Source organism: Bacillus sp. D7-8 (genome assembly GCF_052055895.1).
Classification (GTDB): Bacteria; Bacillota; Bacilli; order Bacillales; family Bacillaceae; genus Bacillus; species Bacillus velezensis.
In genome coordinates, this window is sequence record NZ_CP179922.1 from 319,270 (window position 1) to 337,594 (window position 18,325).

At 47.3% G+C, this 18,325-nt stretch carries 16 protein-coding genes; 7 read left to right on the top strand and 9 right to left on the bottom strand.

The window, feature by feature from the left end:
* Window positions 1-10: 10 nt before the first annotated feature.
* The 5 genes from cobA to nirB form a co-directional block, all read right to left on the bottom strand.
* Complete coding sequence (gene cobA, locus ACKTRM_RS01745; RefSeq protein WP_011996305.1) at window positions 11-1,450, bottom strand: uroporphyrinogen-III C-methyltransferase; 1,440 nt, start codon at window positions 1,448-1,450, stop codon at window positions 11-13.
* A 66-nt stretch (window positions 1,451-1,516) separates the two neighbouring features.
* A complete protein-coding gene (gene nirD, locus ACKTRM_RS01750; protein ID WP_007409365.1) occupies window positions 1,517-1,837 on the bottom strand; it encodes a nitrite reductase small subunit NirD in 321 nt (106 codons plus the stop codon).
* A 20-nt stretch (window positions 1,838-1,857) separates the two neighbouring features.
* Complete coding sequence (gene nasD / locus ACKTRM_RS01755; protein ID WP_011996306.1) at window positions 1,858-4,275, bottom strand: NADPH-nitrite reductase; 2,418 nt, start codon at window positions 4,273-4,275, stop codon at window positions 1,858-1,860.
* 119 nt (window positions 4,276-4,394) lie between these two features.
* A complete protein-coding gene (nasC, locus tag ACKTRM_RS01760) occupies window positions 4,395-6,527 on the bottom strand; it encodes an assimilatory nitrate reductase catalytic subunit NasC (protein ID WP_011996307.1) in 2,133 nt (710 codons plus the stop codon).
* Window positions 6,520-8,847: a nitrite reductase large subunit NirB gene (gene nirB / locus ACKTRM_RS01765; protein ID WP_012116762.1), complete on the bottom strand. Its 2,328-nt coding sequence runs from the start codon at window positions 8,845-8,847 to the stop codon at window positions 6,520-6,522. The genes nasC and nirB overlap by 8 nt, the downstream gene beginning before the upstream one ends.
* Before the next feature lie 180 nt (window positions 8,848-9,027).
* Here nirB and ACKTRM_RS01770 point away from each other — a divergent pair, with 180 nt between their 5' ends.
* From ACKTRM_RS01770 to ACKTRM_RS01795, 6 genes are all read left to right on the top strand, one after another.
* Window positions 9,028-10,233 carry an MFS transporter gene (locus tag ACKTRM_RS01770; RefSeq protein WP_012116763.1) on the top strand — a complete coding sequence of 402 codons (1,206 nt, stop codon included), beginning with the start codon at window positions 9,028-9,030 and terminating at the stop codon, window positions 10,231-10,233.
* A 188-nt stretch (window positions 10,234-10,421) separates the two neighbouring features.
* Window positions 10,422-11,624: a GTP-binding protein gene (locus ACKTRM_RS01775; RefSeq protein WP_012116765.1), complete on the top strand. Its 1,203-nt coding sequence runs from the start codon at window positions 10,422-10,424 to the stop codon at window positions 11,622-11,624.
* A gap of 64 nt (window positions 11,625-11,688) precedes the next feature.
* Window positions 11,689-12,825, top strand: coding sequence for a zinc-dependent alcohol dehydrogenase (locus ACKTRM_RS01780; protein ID WP_012116766.1), 1,137 nt, complete (start codon window positions 11,689-11,691; stop codon window positions 12,823-12,825).
* 14 nt (window positions 12,826-12,839) lie between these two features.
* On the top strand, window positions 12,840-13,274 hold the full coding sequence (locus tag ACKTRM_RS01785) for an RDD family protein (RefSeq protein WP_012116767.1): 435 nt from the start codon (window positions 12,840-12,842) through the stop codon (window positions 13,272-13,274).
* A 117-nt stretch (window positions 13,275-13,391) separates the two neighbouring features.
* The gene (locus ACKTRM_RS01790; RefSeq protein WP_263612330.1) at window positions 13,392-13,670 is read left to right on the top strand and encodes a YckD family protein; all 279 of its coding nucleotides are present in this window, start codon (window positions 13,392-13,394) and stop codon (window positions 13,668-13,670) included.
* 103 nt (window positions 13,671-13,773) lie between these two features.
* A complete protein-coding gene (locus ACKTRM_RS01795; protein ID WP_012116768.1) occupies window positions 13,774-15,210 on the top strand; it encodes a glycoside hydrolase family 1 protein in 1,437 nt (478 codons plus the stop codon).
* A 40-nt stretch (window positions 15,211-15,250) separates the two neighbouring features.
* Here the strand turns inward: ACKTRM_RS01795 and comJ are convergent, their stop codons facing one another.
* The 4 genes from comJ to hxlA form a co-directional block, all read right to left on the bottom strand.
* Window positions 15,251-15,649 (bottom strand): competence protein ComJ, encoded by a 399-nt coding sequence (gene comJ, locus ACKTRM_RS01800; RefSeq protein WP_007609299.1) that lies wholly within the window; start codon window positions 15,647-15,649, stop codon window positions 15,251-15,253.
* A 20-nt stretch (window positions 15,650-15,669) separates the two neighbouring features.
* Window positions 15,670-16,107, bottom strand: coding sequence for a NucA/NucB deoxyribonuclease domain-containing protein (locus ACKTRM_RS01805; RefSeq protein WP_003156588.1), 438 nt, complete (start codon window positions 16,105-16,107; stop codon window positions 15,670-15,672).
* Between the two features lie 358 nt (window positions 16,108-16,465).
* The gene (gene hxlB / locus ACKTRM_RS01810) at window positions 16,466-17,023 is read right to left on the bottom strand and encodes a 6-phospho-3-hexuloisomerase (protein WP_007409354.1); all 558 of its coding nucleotides are present in this window, start codon (window positions 17,021-17,023) and stop codon (window positions 16,466-16,468) included.
* Window positions 17,020-17,655 (bottom strand): 3-hexulose-6-phosphate synthase, encoded by a 636-nt coding sequence (gene hxlA / locus ACKTRM_RS01815; RefSeq protein WP_012116769.1) that lies wholly within the window; start codon window positions 17,653-17,655, stop codon window positions 17,020-17,022. The genes hxlB and hxlA overlap by 4 nt, the downstream gene beginning before the upstream one ends.
* Window positions 17,656-17,886: 231 nt before the next feature.
* On the opposite strand from hxlA, the gene ACKTRM_RS01820 reads away from it, so the two are divergent.
* Window positions 17,887-18,249, top strand: a complete 363-nt coding sequence (locus ACKTRM_RS01820) for a winged helix-turn-helix transcriptional regulator (protein ID WP_012116770.1) — start codon at window positions 17,887-17,889, stop codon at window positions 18,247-18,249.
* Window positions 18,250-18,325: the final 76 nt, after the last annotated feature.

Genomic DNA, 18,325 nt, shown 5'->3' on the forward strand with positions numbered 1-18,325 from the left:
TTCCGGCGTATCAGCTGTGAACGAGCATGTCTTTCATTTCATTTCGTATAAACGCAAATAACTGTTCCTGATTTTTCACGGCGGTAAACCCGCAGCCGGCGGGGACGTCTTCGCCCATGCAGATGACGGGAGGGCGGTTTGCTGACGGATCCGGTGATATGCCGATTTGTTTTCCGGCGCTGATCAAATGCTGAGCGGATTCTTTGCCAGTACAGATAATCATTTGCAGAGGAGACTCACTGATCGTGCGTTCGATCATGGAAGTGAACCGCTCATCTGCGATATGTTCATGGGTGATATAAAACGGGCATGATTTTGAGTCTGACAAGTTTTCTGCTGCTTGACGGCTTCCTACAATGAGTGAATGCGGAGAATCAATTTGACATTCGGATAGGAGAAAGCCCCGTTTTGTCAGTTCCGTCTTTGCGGCCTCAGTCGCTGCATTCAGGCTTGCGGTCACCCGGCGGATGTCGATCTGCTTGAAAGCCAGTGTGTCAAAGAATTCGCATACCGCAAGGCGTGATGTGAAAAATAGTTGTTCAAAGGTGCTGATCTGTTTCAGGATGTTTTCGTTTGCGGGCATTTTTTTAACGATCCGCTTCGGCCATTCAATAACATCGGCGCCATACTCGCGCAGCTTGTCTGTCAATGTATGTTCTTCATCGCCATGAGTGACAACCATGATATGCCGCCCGATGAACGGCTTGCTTTCAAACCAGCTGTGTGTTTGAAAATTGACAATATCACCGATGACGATAATGGCAGGGTTGGTGATGTTTTGGCTTTGAACTTTTTCATGGATATCCTGAAGCGTTCCTTTAACGCTCCGCTGCCGCCCCCACGTCCCCCATTGAATGACGAGTACGGGAACGGAAGGGGATTTTCCGTACTCCGTAAGCTTACGGCATATAAATGACAGATTTTTAACGCCCATGTAAAACACAAGCGTTTGAACGCTTCGGGCAAGCCCTTCCCAGTCGAGATTCGGCCTGCCGTGCAATGATGTATCATGAGCGGTGATCATCGCGAAGGACGAAGCGAAATCACGATGAGTGACGGGGACTCCCGCATACAGCGGCGCTGCGATTCCCGAGGTGATGCCGGGCACCATTTCGTAGCGGATGCCGTGCTGATGAAGCGCCTCTGCTTCTTCGCCGACTCTGCCGAACACACTTGGGTCTCCGCCTTTCAAGCGGACAACGGTGAAGCCCTCCGCCGCTTTTTCAATCAGCAGGGCATTTATCTCAGACTGTTTCATAAAATGGCGGTCGGGCAGCTTTCCGCAATAAATGAACCGGCAGTCCGGTGAGGCATATTCAAGAAACTTTGGGTTTGCGAGCCGGTCATACAAAATAATATCCGCTTTCTCCAGAGCCTGTTTTCCTTTTACGGTGATCAGCCCCGGGTCTCCTGGTCCGGCACCGACAAAATATACGATTCCGTTTTTCATGATGGCGTCATCCCTTCAGCAGTTTAAAAAATGAAGGACCACTTGAAAAAGTGATCCGGTCTTTGCTCAATACAGGAGGTATACATTCTCTCCTTCAATCAGTGTTTCGTATGTTTTGACACAGCCATGATCCGGCTCTTGGACTTTTCCGTCTTCTAAGGAGATTTTCCAGTCATGCATTGGGCAGAAGACATATTCTCCGCTGACGATGCCTTCAGCCAGGACGCCCCCTTTATGGGGACAGCGATTTTCGACGGCGCGGACGCTCCCGTCAGAAAGCTTAAATACGGCAAGCTCTTTATCTTCTATATATACGGTTTTTCCTAACTCCTCGGGTAATTCGTTTACTTTGCCTATGCAAACCTTTGTCATATCTTTATTCACCATGTCCGTTCCCCCTTACTGTTTTATGAAGTCGTGACGACATTTTCGAATAGATCTTTAGATGCTTTTTTATCTTTAAGGAAGTATTGCCACGGATCTTTGTGGACAGAGAGTGTCTCATTCATTCTGTCGTTGAGCTCCTGCCTTTTTTCCGGATCGTTTAATACGGATTGGACATGAGATAAACCGACGCGCTCAAGCCATGCGGATGTCCGCTCCAGATAGTTTGCCGTTTCTCTGTAGTACTGAAGGTAAGCCCCCGCATATTCTAAGACTTCTTCATTCGTTTTTACTTTCATCAGCAAATCACCGGCGCGCAAATGGGTTCCGCCGTTTCCGCCGACATAAAGCTCCCAGCCTCCGTCGATGCCGACAACGCCAAGGTCCTTAATGCCTGATTCCGCACAGTTCCGCGGGCAGGCGGACACGGCCATTTTGACCTTATGAGGCGTATTGAGCCCTTCGAATTTTTTCTCAAGCGCAATGCCCAGTGCCATGGAGTCTTGCGTGCCGAAGCGGCAGAATTGTTCGCCTACGCACGTTTTTACCGTGCGGAGTGTTTTTCCGTACGCGTAGCCTGACGGCATATCAAGCTCGGCCCATACTTTCGGCAGATCTTCTTTTTTGACGCCGATGAGATCAATTCGCTGGCCGCCTGTCATTTTAACGAGCGGGATCTCATATTTGTCGACGACATCGGCGATCTTGCGGAGATCCTGAGAGTTGGTCACGCCGCCGTACATCCGGGGAACGACTGAGTATGTTCCGTCTTTTTGAATATTGGCGTGCATCCGTTCGTTCACAAAACGGGATGTTCTGTCATCCTCGTATGTAGCCGGATTAATCATGCCTAAGTAGTAGTTGAGGGCAGGACGGCATTTGGAGCAGCCCTCCGGCGTTTTCCAGCCGAGCACGTTCATGATTTCTCTTGTATGGGACAGCCCTTTGGCTTTGATTTCTTCTACGACTTCATCTCTCGACAGTGATGTGCAGCCGCAAATCGCTTCTTTTTGCGCGGACGCGTCAAATTCTGAGCCCAGTGTATATTGAAGAATGTCTTCCACGAGCGGTTTACAGCCTCCGCAGGAACGGGATGCCCCGGTGCATGCTTTGATTTCGTCCGTAGATGTGCAGCCTTTTTCCTGAATGGCTTGAATAATCGCGCCTTTTGATACGCCGTTGCATCCGCAGATGATTTCATCGTCGCTCATCGCCGCGGTCATGCTTGCGCCTGCTTCCTGATCAAGAGGCTGTAAGATTGATATTTTGGAGGTTTCAGAGATATCGGCTTCTTTTTGAATCATTGAAAACAGGCGGCTGCCCTCGCTGCTGTCTCCGAACAAAACAGCGCCGACAATTTGATTGCCCCTCAGGACGATTTTTTTATAAATGCCGTCCTGCTCATCGAACACTTTAATCGCTTTTTTGTCCTCTGATTCGTTAAAGTCACCGGCAGAGAAGACTTCGACGCCTGATACCTTTAATTGAGTGGAGAGAACGGAGCCTTCATACGGTTTTGTTTCAATGCCGCAAAGATGTTTGGCCAGCACTTTTGCCTGTTCATAGAGCGGCGCCACAAGACCGTATGCGATTCCGCGGTGCTCGGCACATTCACCGACCGCGTAAATGTGCGGAATGTCAGTCTGCATATAATCGTTGACAATGATTCCGCGGTTTACCGGAATGCCGCTTTCTGTGCCAAGCTGTGTATTCGGGCGGATGCCGACCGCCATGACGACCAGGTCAGCTTCGATGCTTGTGCCGTCTTTGAAGCGTACCCCTTCGACACGGTCAGTACCGAGAATTTCTTCGGTTTGCTTTTCAAGGAAAAAGGTCATGCCTTGTTTTTCTAATTCGTTTTGCAGCAGGCGTCCCGCCGCTGCGTCAAGCTGGCGCTCCATCAGGAATGGGGCGAGGTGGATGACAGACACGTCCATTCCGAGATTCAGCAGTCCGCGAGCGGCTTCCAAACCAAGCAGTCCTCCGCCGATGACGGCTGCTTTTTTATATTGTTTTGACGCGGCGAGCATCGTGTCTGTATCTTTTATATCCCGGAAAGCCGTGACGCCTTGTTTGTCTGCGCCCGGAATCGGAAGGATAAAAGGGACAGAGCCTGTCGCCAGGATGAGTTCATCGTAAGGCTGGATTCTGTCTGCATCGGTGATGACGGTTTTGTTTTCCGTGTCGACTTTGATGACTGTTTCACCGGTATACAGCTGAATGTTGTTTTCTTTGTACCAGTTCCAATCGTTTAACGTAATGTCTTGAATGTCGGTATCGCCTTGCAGCACTTTTGACAGAAGGATTCGGTTATAGTTGGGATGAGGTTCGGCCCCGAATATTGTAATCTCGAATTCGTCTTTTGAAACACGCAGTATTTCTTCAATCGCTCTTACCCCGGCCATTCCATTTCCAACAAGGACTAGCTGTTTTTTTCCCATCAGATGATCCGCTCCTTATCTATGTTTTCTTTAGCGTAGCACAGCAAAAACAAATATTTAAGGTGCATGTTATGAAATGTAACAAAAAATACTAAAAAATCTAAAAATTTTATGAAAAATTATATAGGGCTGATTCGTACCGCACACATCTTAAAACCGGGCATTTTACAGTCCGGGTCCAAGGCTTCACCAATTAAATCGTTGACGTTTTGCGTGTCAGACCAATGGATGGGAACAAACAACGTGTCTTTTCGTACTTTCTCCGACCATCTGCTCCGGACCGTGATGCTGCCCCGGGGGGATTCTATTTTCACGAGAACACGGTCTTCGATATGATAGTCGGCCGCCGTTTTTGGATGGATTTCCACAAAGGATTCGAAATGTCTTGCAGCCAGGGCGGAGCTTTTTCTCGTTTGTACACCCGTTAAGTAATGAGACATCACCCTTCCTGTGGTTAAATAAAGCGGATAGCCGGCGCTCGGTTTCTCTTTCGGGACGGCCGGTTCATTTGGAATCACGCTTAATTCAGCTCTGTGATCGGGATGGGCAAATGAGTGCTCAAACAATCGCCCGGTTCCGGGATGATCCGCTTCAGGACATGGCCACTGAATGCCGCCTTCCCGCCTGAGCCTGTCATAGGTGATGCCAGAGTAATCAGCAATTCCGCCGCGGCTCGCTTCTCTCAGTTCGTTAAAGATTTCCTCCGCCGACGTATAGGGAAAATAATGCCCTTTACCAAGAGCCGAGGCAATGTCACAGATGATCTGCCAATCATGTTTCGCTTCTCCGGGGCAGGTGCGGCTCGCTTCTCTTAATGTCACGCGGCCTTCTACATTTGTCATCGTTCCTTCGTCTTCCAAATAAGAGGAGGCGGGTAAAATCACATCCGCGAATGCCGCGGTCTCAGAAATAAATAAATCAACTGCGACAAAGAATCTCAGTTTCTTGATTGCCTGCTTGACGAAATTCGCATTTGGGCCGGAAACAGCCGGATTGGAACACATGAGAAACAGTCCTTTGATGTCGCCGCTATCTATTTTTTCTATCATTTCATAGGCTGAGACGCCTTTTCGCGGCAGCTCATCCTGATGAATCCCCCACACCTTCGCAATATACGCCCGGTGTTCTTCAATTTCGATAGAACGGTAGCCCGGAAGCTGATCCGCTTTTTGGCCGTGTTCTCTCGCGCCTTGTCCGTTGCCTTGACCGGTAATCGCCCCGTAACCTGAGAAGGGCTTGCCGATTTTTCCGGTGATCAGCACCATATTTAAGAAAGCTTTCACTGCCGCGGTACCGTCAGTCTGCTGTTCGATCCCCCGCGCTGTAAACAGCATGCCGGATGTTTCCTTGGCAAACTTCACGGCGGCCTTTCGTATATGCTCCAAAGGAACACTTGTCTGCTCGGAAATCTCTTTCAGATCCAAAGCGTCGATATGCCGTTTGAGCTTATTGAATCCGTTTGTTCGTGTGCGGATAAAGTCTTTGTCTGTAAGCTGTTCGTCAATGCAGATTTTGACGAGTCCGTTTGCCAAGGCGGCGTCTGTACCGGGCTTGATTTTCAGGTGAAGATCGGCTATTTTGGTCGTCGCCGTTTCCCGGGGATCAATGGCGATAATGTAAGCCCCGTTTTCTTTCGCTTTATCAAAATATGGCATGATCGTCGGCTGGCATTCGGCGATATTGGTGCCTGCCAGGATGATGACACGTGTATGCGGGATGTCCGATAATGGATTCGTCAGGCCCCTGTCCGCGCCGAATGTCTGGCCGGCCGCCGTTGCTGCGGCAGACATACAGAGCCGCCCGTTGTAATCGATGTATTTCGTCTGTAAGCCGACCCGTGCGAACTTTCCAAGCAGATAGGCTTCTTCATTTGTAATTGAGGCGCTCCCGTAGACAGCCATCGCATCATTGCCGTGTTCGGTTTGGATCAGATTGATTTGTTCCTTAATGCGATTCAGTGCTTCAGCCCAAGAGACAGGCACAAATTCACCGTTTTTTTTAAGCAGGGGGCGTGTAATGCGGGAAGAGTGCACGGCATGCTGATGGGCATTCATGCCTTTTGTACATAAACGGCCATGTGTCGTCGGATTATCAATGCCGATTGCAGTGTATTTCTTCCGTGCCGCGAAGGTTTGTTCCGTAAGCTGCATTTTGCATTGCATGCTGCAGAACGGGCATTGCGTCTCATATGTTTTTTCCGATTGAATATCTTGCAGTTTGTCACGGAAATAACGGAGCATCGGTTCAGTCAAAAAGCTTCATCCTTTCGTATGGCGTTTTCCCGGCAGACAGGTTTTGCAGCAGGGATATGTCTGAACGGAGATTTTTCAGAAGCTGTGTCCGCATATCTTCTTCAAACAGCATTTCTCTGATATGGACGAGGCCGAGTCTGTCAACCCATTGATAAATCGCTTCGTTGTAGTGAGCCGTTTCGCGATAATATTGAATAAGGCCTTTCATCATAGCGGCGGTACTGTCTTCGTTATCCGTCACACAAAAAAGGCTGCCGGCGCGGGCTTGTTTTCCGCGGAAGCCCCCGATATAAATCTCCCAGCCAGTTTGTGTCTGAATCGCGCCGATATCCTGAATGTAAGCATCGGTGCAATTGTTTTCACATGACAAGCTGACGGATACGTAAGCGGAGACGGCAAGCGTGTCGGTATCTCGTTCAATCCTGCTTGCCAGCTCTTGAAAGGAGCGATGCTGTCCGCACGTACATGCTCTGATTTGAATCGTCCAGCGGTGCCGGGGGGAGAAAACCGGCATGTTCAGTGCTTTTCTGATGCTTGCAAGGTCATTTGGCCTGATTCCGGAAAGCCTCAGCCGGTGACTGTCAGTCATCGAAACCCCGGGGATGCCGTATGCTTCGATGACGTCTGCGATGTTTTTGAGCTCTGCCGCACTTGTCAGTCCGCCGTACATTTGCGGAATCAGGGTGCATGTCTCTTCTGCCGATATTTCATTGAACTGCATAAAATCAGGCCGCGTCCTTTCCAAGTAATAGTGAAGCGCCGGAATACAAATGCGGCAGCCGTTTTCTGTTTTCCAGCCGATCTCTCTCATTACCTCGGCGGCATCAGTGAACGGACGGCGGCAAATTTCGGCGATGACTTCTTCCTCTGTCAAATCGGTGCAGCCGCAAAACGAAGGCTGGCGGGAGGGTTTTGTGTAATCATCGCTCGCCATATACTTCAGCAAGTCTTCAACGAGCGGCCTGCATCCTCCGCAAGATCCGGACGCTTTTGTCATGTGCTTCACTTCCTCCGCGGTTTTTAAGCCATATTTGTTCACCGCTTCTTCAATGGAGCCCTTGGTCACTGAGCTGCATTGGCAAATGGTTTCATGGGGAGGCATGGATTCAAAGGATATACCGCCCTGATCCGGTTCCATGAGCTGTTTTTTCACGATGGAAATATCTCTTTGCTTCACAAGACTGTCGAGAAGCCGCTGTTTACCGCGCGTGTCCCCGAATAAAATAAAGCCGGCCGGTTTATCGTCCTCAAAGAGCGCTTTTTTGTAGATGCCTGCATGCTCATCATGGAACAATATGCCGGCTGTGTGCTCATCCTCGTGCACCTTTCCTGCCGACCATACATCAATACCGGCTATTTTTAAGGCTGCAGATTGTGCAAAGCCTTGAAACCCTTCGCACGGGACGCCGCATAGATGCTGCGCGAGCACTTTTCCCTGTTCATAAAGCGGCGGCGCCAATCCGTATACAATCCCGTCATGCTCCGCGCATTCACCGACGGCATACACATTCGGTTTGTTCGTCTGCATGAATTGATTGACGATGATTCCTCTGTTCACTGAAAGTCCGGCAGATGGAGCCAATCGGATATTGGGCCTCACACCGGCGGCCATGACAATCAGGTCTGCTTCTATGGAAGAACTGTCTTTGAAACGAATGCCTTCCGCCCGTGAGTTCCCTGTAATGGATGCCGTGCCTTTCTCTAAAAGAAAGACTAAGCCTTTTCGTTCCAGCTCTTTCTGCAGCAGGCGGGATGCCGTTTGATCAAGCTGTTTTTGCATAATGGCGGAAGAGTGGTGAATGACGCTGACGTCCATGCCGAGCTGCCGTAAGCCGACGGCCGCTTCAAGACCTAATAAACCGGCGCCGATGACCGCCGCCTTTTGATACCGGCTGGCCGCATTGATAAGGGATTGGCAGTCCTCTATTGTCCGAAAGCCGTACACACCTTCTTTATCTGCTCCGGGTATGGGGAGAATATAAGGAGAGGAGCCCGTTGCAAGGATGATTTGATCGTAAGTCATGCTGCGCTTCCGATCCGTTGTGACAACCTGCCGTTCTGTATCAATGTCTACAACCGTTTCTCCCGTGTAAAGCGTAATTCCGTTTTTTTCGTACCATTCGCGGCTATTCAGCGTAATGTCATCAAGCGAAACCTCACCTTGTAAAACGGAGGATAAGAGAATGCGATTGTAATTGGGATGAGGTTCGCTTCCGAAAATGACAATCTCAAACATGTCACGGTTCATCTTTAAAATGTGTTCAATACAGCGGATTCCGGCCATTCCGTTCCCTGCTGCAATTAATCGTTGTTTCTTCATTCGCCAAACCTCCTTTGCAGCTGCCTGTAAGATTGCTTCTCTATGAGAAATTATGGCACATTGCCTGATTAACGCATTAAATGTGTCGCATTATCTTACACATGTCTTTTCCGGTGAATGCCGGTCATATATTCTTGATTCAGCAATTTGAAATGATAGAAGACCGGAAAGGAGAATGTTATGAAGCTGTCGGAATTAAAAACAAGCGGTCATCCGCTCACTCTGCTCTGTTCCTTCTTATATTTTGATGTGAGTTTTATGATTTGGGTAATGCTGGGGGCGCTCGGCGTTTATATTTCTCAGGATTTCGGGTTATCTTCTTTTGAAAAAGGGTTTGTCGTGGCTCTGCCGATCTTATCAGGATCTGTGTTTCGGATCATTTTAGGTGTGTTAACGGACAGGATCGGGCCGAAGAAAACAGCCGTGATCGGGATGCTGATCACGATGATCCCGCTGCTTTGGGGGGCATTCGGCGGCCGTTCTTTGACTGAGCTGTTTGCGATCGGCATTCTGCTGGGCGTAGCGGGCGCAAGTTTTGCTGTTGCGCTTCCGATGGCGAGCCGGTGGTATCCGCCTCACTTGCAGGGGCTTGCGATGGGGATAGCAGGTGCCGGCAACAGCGGCACTTTGTTTGCGACATTGTTCGGCCCCCGCCTTGCGGAACAGTTTGGGTGGCACAGTGTAATGGGAATTGCGCTTTTTCCGTTGATGATCGTTTTTATACTGTTTATCGTCATGGCGAAGGACTCTCCTGCACAGCCCGCACCGCAGCCGCTTAAAAACTACCTTCACGTGTTCAGGCAGAAGGAAACATGGTGTTTCTGTCTTCTGTACGGCGTCACTTTCGGAGGTTTTGTGGGATTATCAAGTTTTTTGGCCATTTTTTTCGTTGATCAATATCAATTGTCAAAAATCCATGCCGGTGATTTCGTCACAATATGTGTCGCAGCGGGCAGTTTTTTTCGCCCTGCAGGAGGCTGGATTTCAGACCGTGCGGGAGGTGCGAAAGTTCTGGCTGTACTGTTTGTCATCGCGGCTCTGTGTATGGCGGGAGTCAGCAGCCTGCCTCCGCTTTCAACGGTGATCGTTCTGCTGTTTATCGGAATGATGGCGCTCGGTATGGGCAACGGAGCGGTATTTCAACTTGTCCCTCAGCACTTTGCAAAAGAAATCGGAATGGTGACGGGAATCGTCGGAGCAGCCGGCGGCATAGGGGGTTTTTTCCTTCCGAATATTTTAGGATCATTGAAGCAGATGACGGGAACGTATGCGATCGGTTTTATCTCTTTCTCATGTATCGCATTGCTCGCATTTGTGCTTGTTCTGGCCGCAGGCTATTTTTGGAGAAAAAGCTATGGCACTGAAAACAGTCCTGCGGATGTTTAAGTTTGGGCGGAAGACACGTATGACAGCGTGTCTTTTTTATGCTTGATTATTTTTCACTTGATTTTAAACGGAGAATACATCAGAATAAATAGTAACGATTACGATTTATAATAATGTACATCATGATGAAAAAAGGGCAGGTGTGGGGTGTAAATCGTAATCATTCTATTTTGTCAGGAGGCTATTTTATGAAAAAAATTCCGGTTACAGTATTGAGCGGCTATCTTGGTGCCGGAAAGACGACCGTTTTGAATCATATTTTACAAAACCGCAACGGTTTAAAAATTGCCGTCATCGTCAATGACATGAGCGAAGTAAATATAGACGCGGGCTTGGTGAAGCAGGGAGGCGGCTTGTCAAGGACGGATGAGAAACTCGTAGAATTATCCAACGGCTGTATCTGCTGCACGCTGCGTGAAGATTTATTAGTCGAAGTTGAGAAACTCGCGAAAGACGGCAGATTTGATTATATAGTGATTGAATCAACCGGGATCAGCGAACCGATTCCCGTTGCCCAGACATTTTCTTATATAGATGAAGAAATGGGCATTGATCTGACAACTTTCTGCAGGCTGGACACAATGGTGACCGTGGTGGATGCAAACCGCTTCTGGCATGATTTCCAGTCCGGTGACAGCCTTCTTGACCGGAAGGAAGCGGCGGGAGAAGAGGATGAACGGGTGATTGCCGATTTATTAATTGACCAAATCGAGTTTTGTGATGTGCTCATTTTAAATAAATGCGACATGGTCGGCGAAAAAGAGCTTGAACAGCTGGAAACGGTTCTTCGCGCATTACAGCCCCGTGCCAGACTGATCCGGTCCGTCCGCGGAGAAGTGCCCGCCGAATACATATTGAATACCGGTTTATTTGAGTTTGAGGAAGCGAGTTCATCAGCAGGATGGATAAAGGAGCTGACGGCAGGTCATGAAGCGCACACTCCGGAAACGGAAGAGTACGGCATCACTTCGTTTGTGTACTCGCGGCGTTTGCCGTTTCATACCGTTCGTTTTGACAGCTGGCTGCATCAATCAATGCCTGACAACATTGTGCGCGCAAAAGGAATTGCTTGGTGCGCAACCCGCAACAGCCTTGCGCTGCTGATGTCTCAGGCGGGTCCGGCGGTTTCGATTGAGCCTGTTTCTTATTGGGTGGCGGCAATGCCGAAACTTGAGCAGGAGCAGATTAAACAGCAGGAACCGGAGATTCTGGAAGATTGGGACGACCAATTCGGAGACCGTCATACGAACCTGGTGTTTATCGGAACAGATTTAGATGAAGCAGCCATTACAAAGGAATTGGATCAGTGCCTGCTCACGCCGTCTGAGTTCGATTCCGATTGGTCGCAGCTTGAAGATCCTTTTCAATGGGATATTCAGCGGGCCGAATAACATACCGGCCAAGTTTAGAAGCAGGTGAAAAGGGAAGGAGTGATGAAAAAGGAGCTGACCAAGTGTGAAAGCACTGACATACCAAGGAAAAGAACATATGGAAGTGAAAGAAGTCCCGGCACCCGCCATTCAAGATGAGAGAGATGTCATCGTTCGAATCACCGCAACCGGGATATGCGGTTCAGACCTTCATTTATATAAAAACGGAATACCCGCCGATCCGGGTTATATCGTCGGGCATGAGCCGATGGGAATCGTTGAAGAAACGGGCAGTCAAGTCAAAAAGCTGAGAAAAGGCGACCGGGTCGTGATTCCTTTTAACATCGGCTGCGGAGAATGTCATTATTGCAAGCACCAGATGGAAAGCCAGTGTGATGAATCTAATCCAAATCCTCATACAGATGCCGGCGGCTTATTCGGTTTTTCGGAGTTTAACGGTAATTATCCCGGCGGGCAGGCTGAATATTTACGTGTTCCTTATGCTGATTTCTCTTCTTTTCTGGTTCCGGCAGACAGTGAGCTTGAAGATGAGCAGGTGCTGCTTCTGTCAGATGTCATGCCGACCGCCTTTTGGAGCGTCCAGCACAGCGGAGTGAAAAAAGGAGATACAGTCGTGATTCTGGGATCAGGTCCGATCGGTTTAATGGCGCAAAAATTCGCGTGGAAAAAAGGAGCAAAGCGGGTTATCGCAGTCGATCAAGTCCCGCATCGCCTTGAACATGCGAGACGCATAAACGGAGCAGAGACCTTCAATTTTTCAGAACATGATGAGATCGGGAAACTGCTGCATGAATATACGTCAGGGGGCGCGGATGTAGTGATTGATTGTGTCGGAATGGACGGCACGCCGCTTTCAAAAGAAAAAGCAGAGCAAAAACCGAATCAGTTCGGAACGATCAGTCCGATTCTTACAGCATCAGAAGCCGTTAAGAAGTTCGGAACCGTGCAGCTCACGGGCGCATACATTTCTGAAGCGGACGGCTTTCCGCTCGGTGATTTTTTCACACGCAACGTTTCTTTGAAAATGGGCCAGGCACCCGTTATTCATCTGATGCCGATGCTGTATCAAATGATCGAACAAAATGAAATTGATCCGACGGATATCATTACACACAAAATGAGTCTTGCGGAAGCTCCTGCTGCATATGATATATTTGACAAAAAAGAAGATGGCAACATTAAAGTGATTTTAAAGCCATAGCGAGGAGAAACACGATGAATATTTACAGACCGGCGGGATTTTGGATCAGATTGGGAGCCGTGGTACTCGACTATTTAATTACTTCAGTGCCTTTGGCGATTATTTTTATGCTGGCAACAGGAAAAGATCCGAATGAGAGCACAATGATCAGCATCATTTTGACTCTTTATGCTATTTTGCTCCCTGTATACTGGAACGGTTATGTTATCGGCAAAAAGATCTGCGGTATCCGCATCGTCAAAAAAGACGGCACTCAGGTAGGCTTTCTCACTATGATTTTGAGAGTGCTTGTGGGCGGCCTGATATATGGCGTGACGTTTGGAATCGGCGTGATCGTGAGCGCATTCATGGTCGGAATGAGAGAAGACAAACGGTCAATCCACGATTTTGTAGCAGGAACGTATGTCACATACGCGCTGCCGGACGAATCGATTGAAAAGAGCGAATAATTTCGCTCTTTTTTTTGCATAAAAAATGGATGAGGGAGCAACATATAACAAACGTTAAAGGAGGAAAGAGTCATGAAAAAAGCTGCATTGTCTTTAGCTGCGTTTTTCATTACAGCAATGGTTTTCACAATGCCGGCACACGCCGCCGGAACAAAAATGCCTTCAACAATGTCACTCACGGAACAGCAGAAAAAAGAAATTGAATCACTTGAAAAAGAAGTGCTCGAAAAACGAAAACATGTTATATCCAAATATGTTGAGTACGGGGTCCTGCCGAAAGAAAAAGCAGAACATATTAAACAGCATATGGACAGGCGCTTTAACATGATGAAACAAAATGGGTTTGTCCCGAAGCCTCCGCCTCATAAATTGGAAAAGCGGCATCATCATTCTTAAGCATCCGGCAAGCCGGATGCTTTTTTGTTTTTATCGGGATTGCTCTGAAACGCGTTTCATAACGTATGATATCAATATCATACGCATCAGGAGGATGAAACACATGATACATAAAAAACAGGGCCTGTTCCCTGATACATTTCTATGGGGGTCAGCCTCGGCTGCCTATCAGGTTGAAGGAGCCTGGAATAAAGACGGTAAAGGACCTTCAGTATGGGACTTATTCACGAAAATACCGGGTAAAACGTTTAAAGGCTCAAATGGCGATACAGCAGTCGGCCATTATGAGCGTTATAAAGAAGATATCGCCTTGATGGCAGAAATGGGTTTGAAAGCTTACCGCTTTTCTGTCAGCTGGCCGAGAATTTTTCCGAATGGCAGAGGGGAAATCAACGAATCAGGGATCGCATTTTACGAAGACCTGATCGATGAATTGATTTCTAACGATATTGAGCCGGTGCTGACTCTTTATCATTGGGACTTGCCTCAGACGCTGATGGATGAATACGGCGGCTTTGAATCAAGAAAAATTATTGATGATTTTAATGATTACTGCATTGCGTTATACAAAAGATTCGCCGGCAAGGTGAAGTACTGGGTCACGTTAAACGAGCAGAATTATAATTTTCATAACGGGTTTATTACAGCTGCACATCCGCCCGGCGTAAAGGACAGAAAACGATTTTATGAAGCGAATCATATCGCATTTTTAGCTAATGCCAAAGCGATTGAATCCTTCAGACAATATGTTCCTGACGGTTTGATCGGCCCGAGCTTCGCTTATTCACCGGCTTATCCGCTTACAAGTCATCCTGAAGACATAACTGCATTTGAAAACGCAGAGGAATTTATGAATCATTGGTGGCTTGATATGTATTGCCGGGGGACTTATCCGCAAATTCCTTTCAATTATTTAAAGGAAAAGGGCTGGGCGCCCGCCATTGAAGCCGGGGATATGGAATTGCTTGCAAAAGGCAAGCCGGATTTTATCGGTGTTAATTATTATCAGACGATTACGTACGAAAGAAATCCTCTTGACGGTGTATCGGAGGGGAAAATGAACACGACTGGTCAGAAAGGGACAAACCAGGATACCGGTATACCAGGTCTGTTTAAAACGAAAAAGAATCCGAACCTTGTGACGAGTAATTGGGATTGGACGATTGACCCGATAGGTCTGCGCATCGGCCTCCGGCGTATAACGAGCCGCTATGAGCTGCCGGTTTTTATAACAGAAAACGGGCTGGGGGAATTCGATAAAATAGAAGAAGACGGCTCAATTCAGGATGACTACAGAATTGACTATTTACGCTCCCATCTTGAACAGTGCAGAGAGGCCATTAGTGACGGAGTTCATCTCATCGGCTACTGCAGCTGGTCATTCACGGATCTGTTAAGCTGGCTGAACGGCTATCAAAAACGCTACGGTTTTGTCTATATCAATCGAGATGAAGAAGATGAAAAGGATTTAAAACGGATCAGGAAAAAAAGTTTTTATTGGTACCAGAATGTAATTGAAACAAACGGTAAAAGTTTATAAAAGTTCCCTGAGAGAAATATGATTCTCTCAGGGATTTCTTTTACATTGCGGCTGCATCAATAATATACGTATCGGCATGAAGATCGGATATTTCGGCAGGCACTGAATAACAGGTAAGGCTGTATCGGCCTTTCGGAATATGAAAGAAAAGCCGCTTTGACATCACGCTTTCAATCTCAATTCCATCTTTTACAGCCTCAAAGGGAACAGTCGCTTTTTTCTCATAGGATGGTACCGGTTCACTTGTGTTAAGCCTGAGAACGATAAATGCCCTCGTATTTCTCCTTGCCTCAAATGAAACAGCCCCGTCAGCTTCCGCATATCCTTTTTCAATGGCTTCATCGGTCCAATCGATAACAGGCGGTTCTGAATCTTTTTGGAAGATTGTAAATTGATGATAAGAAATGGCCAGTTCTTGCGGTTTCCATGATTTAATCAATGCGCTGTTCCTCCTGTTTTTTACTTGATTTTAAATAATACTCTCGTTCCGTCGGGATCATTGGTAAGCTGGTGTCCGACCCAAGAGCCGGCTCCGCGGTTGTCTGCCGGAGAAATATATTCTACGGAGGCGTTGTTTCCGCCCTGTTTACAAACCGCCATCGGCCATTCATCCCTATCGTATCCCGTTTTGACAGGCACATGTTTAAGAGATTGCTCACGCCGCTTATGTACTCCGTCTCTGTCAATGGTGCATATGCTGGAATGTCCTTCTTTTATCGCGTCCTTAATATGCTTTGCTGTTTCCGGATATCGATCGGACGGAAATAAGATTACTTTGTCGTAATCACTCTTCTGAACGGTCTGCTCGTTATCTGAGAAAAGATCACCCTTGATCAGGGCCGCGACTGCTCCGGCAATGATGATAAGAACAAGCAGCAGTGCTTTTAATGTTTTCAAGAGTATCAATCACCTCCAGTTTTAATTGCTGTAAAGCTGGTCCAAGAATAAAGCAGAATCGGGTTGCTGTAAAGCTGTTAAAATATATTTCTCAGCGGCAATTCAGCTGAATATCTGTAAAACCATCCGCACAAATCAACTTTATTCATTAAAAATTCGATCAGAAAGTGTTTTTTGCCGTTTCCCTATTCAGAAATGAATAGTTGCGGGTGTATCGTCAATTGACTTATTATAGCGATAAGCTCACCGCAGGATATCTTTGTCTGCGAGTGTCCGACCCGAAAAACTTGGCCGTCTTGTCACCGTGCGCAACAGGACGATAAAAAGACGGCCATCTGATAAGAAGGCCGTCAGCAAATCATTCCAGATTCGCATGCTTTGTAAACATGTCTGCTGAATTCAATTCTTTTTTCTCCATGATTTTTAGAATAACCGCATCGTAAAACAGCAGAAGAGTTTGTTCGAATAAAGAACCCATCGGCTGAATCGTCTTTCTGTCTCCGCCGGTCTCTTCCTTAGGAGAGCCGGGAATCGTTATTGTAAGATCCGCAAGTTTGCCGAGACTTGAGTCGGGGTTAATCGTTAATGCAGTGATGATGCCGTTAAGGCTTTTGGCTTTTTCAGCCGTATGAAGCAGACTTTTTGTTTCGCCTGAGCCTGAGCCGATGATGACGAGACCGCCTTCTTGGAGGGGAGGGGTAAGCGTCTCACCGACGATGTAAGCGTTCAGACCGATGTGCATCATCCTCATGGCGAACGCTTTAGCCATAAAGCCGGAACGTCCCGCTCCGGACGTGAAGATTTGATCTGCCGATAAAATCTGATCCGCAAGCTTGTCAGCTTCACTGTCGGATATTAATGCTGCGGTGCGGGATATTTCATTTAGTATTTCATGTAAGTATTCAGTCGTTTTCATGATCCTTGTGTGATCAGCTGTTTTATTTTAGCAGCAGCATCCGCTTTATTGTCAGCTCCCGTAATGCCTCCGCCGACAATGATTAAATCTGGGTTTTGTTTGATGGCTTCAGGAAGCGTATCAAGTTTAATGCCTCCGGCAATTGCGGTTTTAGCGCTCTTGACCGCTTTTTTAATCGCCGTCAGTTCCTCGAATGAATTTTTTCCTTCTGCTTGAAGATCATAACCTGTGTGAACACAAATATAATCAACACCGAGCTGGTCAATTTCTTTTGCCCGTGTTTCAAGGTTTTTTACGTTAATCATGTCGACGAGAATTTTTTTCTGCTGTTTTTTTGCTTCGGCAACCGCCCCTTTGATCGTTGAGTCGTCTGTCGCTCCTAAAACGGTGATGATGTCGGCTCCCGCTTCTGCCGCTTTCATGATCTCGTAGCCGCCTGCATCCATGATTTTAAGATCGGCAAGCACTTTCAAGTGAGGAAAGGCTGATTTCATTTCCTGTACGGCTTTCAGGCCTTCATTAATGACAACGGGAGTGCCGATTTCTACAACATCTATATATGGTTCGACCTCTTTCACAAGCTCAATTGCTTCCGGGATATTCACTAAGTCTAATGCCAGCTGTAATTCCACTTTATATCCACTCCTCTTTTTTATGTATTTTCATTCTATAGAGTGCCCCGCATGTTGAGAAGTACGCACTTTGAAGTCTAATAGTTACTTTGAGGATACTGTCCCCGCAGGCAATGCGCTTTGTTTCAGCAAAACTGCGTGGTAGTATAAACTGATGAAAGTTGTGTAAAAAAGTAAGCGTGTATGAATAGATGATGACCGTACAAAAAGTAAGAGGAAGGAGAATGGCCCGTGAGCCGAATGGATAAGAAAACGTTTAATTGCGAAAAGGAATTGACGCTTGCCGTGATAGGCGGGAAGTGGAAAATGCTGATTATGTGGCACTTGGGAAAAGAAGGGACGAAGCGGTTTAATGAGCTGAAAGCTTTAATTCCGGATATTACGCACAAAATTCTTGTGAATCAGCTCAGGGAGCTGGAGCAGGATCTGATCGTTCACAGGGAAGTTTACCCTGTCGTCCCTCCGAAAGTGGAGTATTCTTTAACGGCGCAAGGAGAAAGCCTTATGCCGATTCTGGACGCCATGTATAAGTGGGGAAAAGATTATATGGAATTAATCAACATTGATAAAACTGCAATAAAGGAATCTTTTTGAAGTGCTCTATGTAAAATAGAGTGCTTTTTTTGCGGTTTAATGAAATCATATTGCGAACATTTGGGCTGTCTGTTTC

What these genes read in the sequence shown, in the direction of transcription:
- cobA (WP_011996305.1), bottom strand. Translation starts at nt 1,450, where the DNA reads ATGAAAAACGGAATCGTATATTTTGTCGGTGCCGGACCAGGAGACCCG.
- nirD (WP_007409365.1), bottom strand. Translation starts at nt 1,837, where the DNA reads ATGGTGAATAAAGATATGACAAAGGTTTGCATAGGCAAAGTAAACGAA.
- nasD (WP_011996306.1), bottom strand. Translation starts at nt 4,275, where the DNA reads ATGGGAAAAAAACAGCTAGTCCTTGTTGGAAATGGAATGGCCGGGGTA.
- nirB (WP_012116762.1), bottom strand. Translation starts at nt 8,847, where the DNA reads ATGAAGAAACAACGATTAATTGCAGCAGGGAACGGAATGGCCGGAATC.
- ACKTRM_RS01770 (WP_012116763.1), top strand. Translation starts at nt 9,028, where the DNA reads ATGAAGCTGTCGGAATTAAAAACAAGCGGTCATCCGCTCACTCTGCTC.
- ACKTRM_RS01775 (WP_012116765.1), top strand. Translation starts at nt 10,422, where the DNA reads ATGAAAAAAATTCCGGTTACAGTATTGAGCGGCTATCTTGGTGCCGGA.
- ACKTRM_RS01785 (WP_012116767.1), top strand. Translation starts at nt 12,840, where the DNA reads ATGAATATTTACAGACCGGCGGGATTTTGGATCAGATTGGGAGCCGTG.
- ACKTRM_RS01790 (WP_263612330.1), top strand. Translation starts at nt 13,392, where the DNA reads ATGGTTTTCACAATGCCGGCACACGCCGCCGGAACAAAAATGCCTTCA.
- ACKTRM_RS01795 (WP_012116768.1), top strand. Translation starts at nt 13,774, where the DNA reads ATGATACATAAAAAACAGGGCCTGTTCCCTGATACATTTCTATGGGGG.
- hxlB (WP_007409354.1), bottom strand. Translation starts at nt 17,023, where the DNA reads ATGAAAACGACTGAATACTTACATGAAATACTAAATGAAATATCCCGC.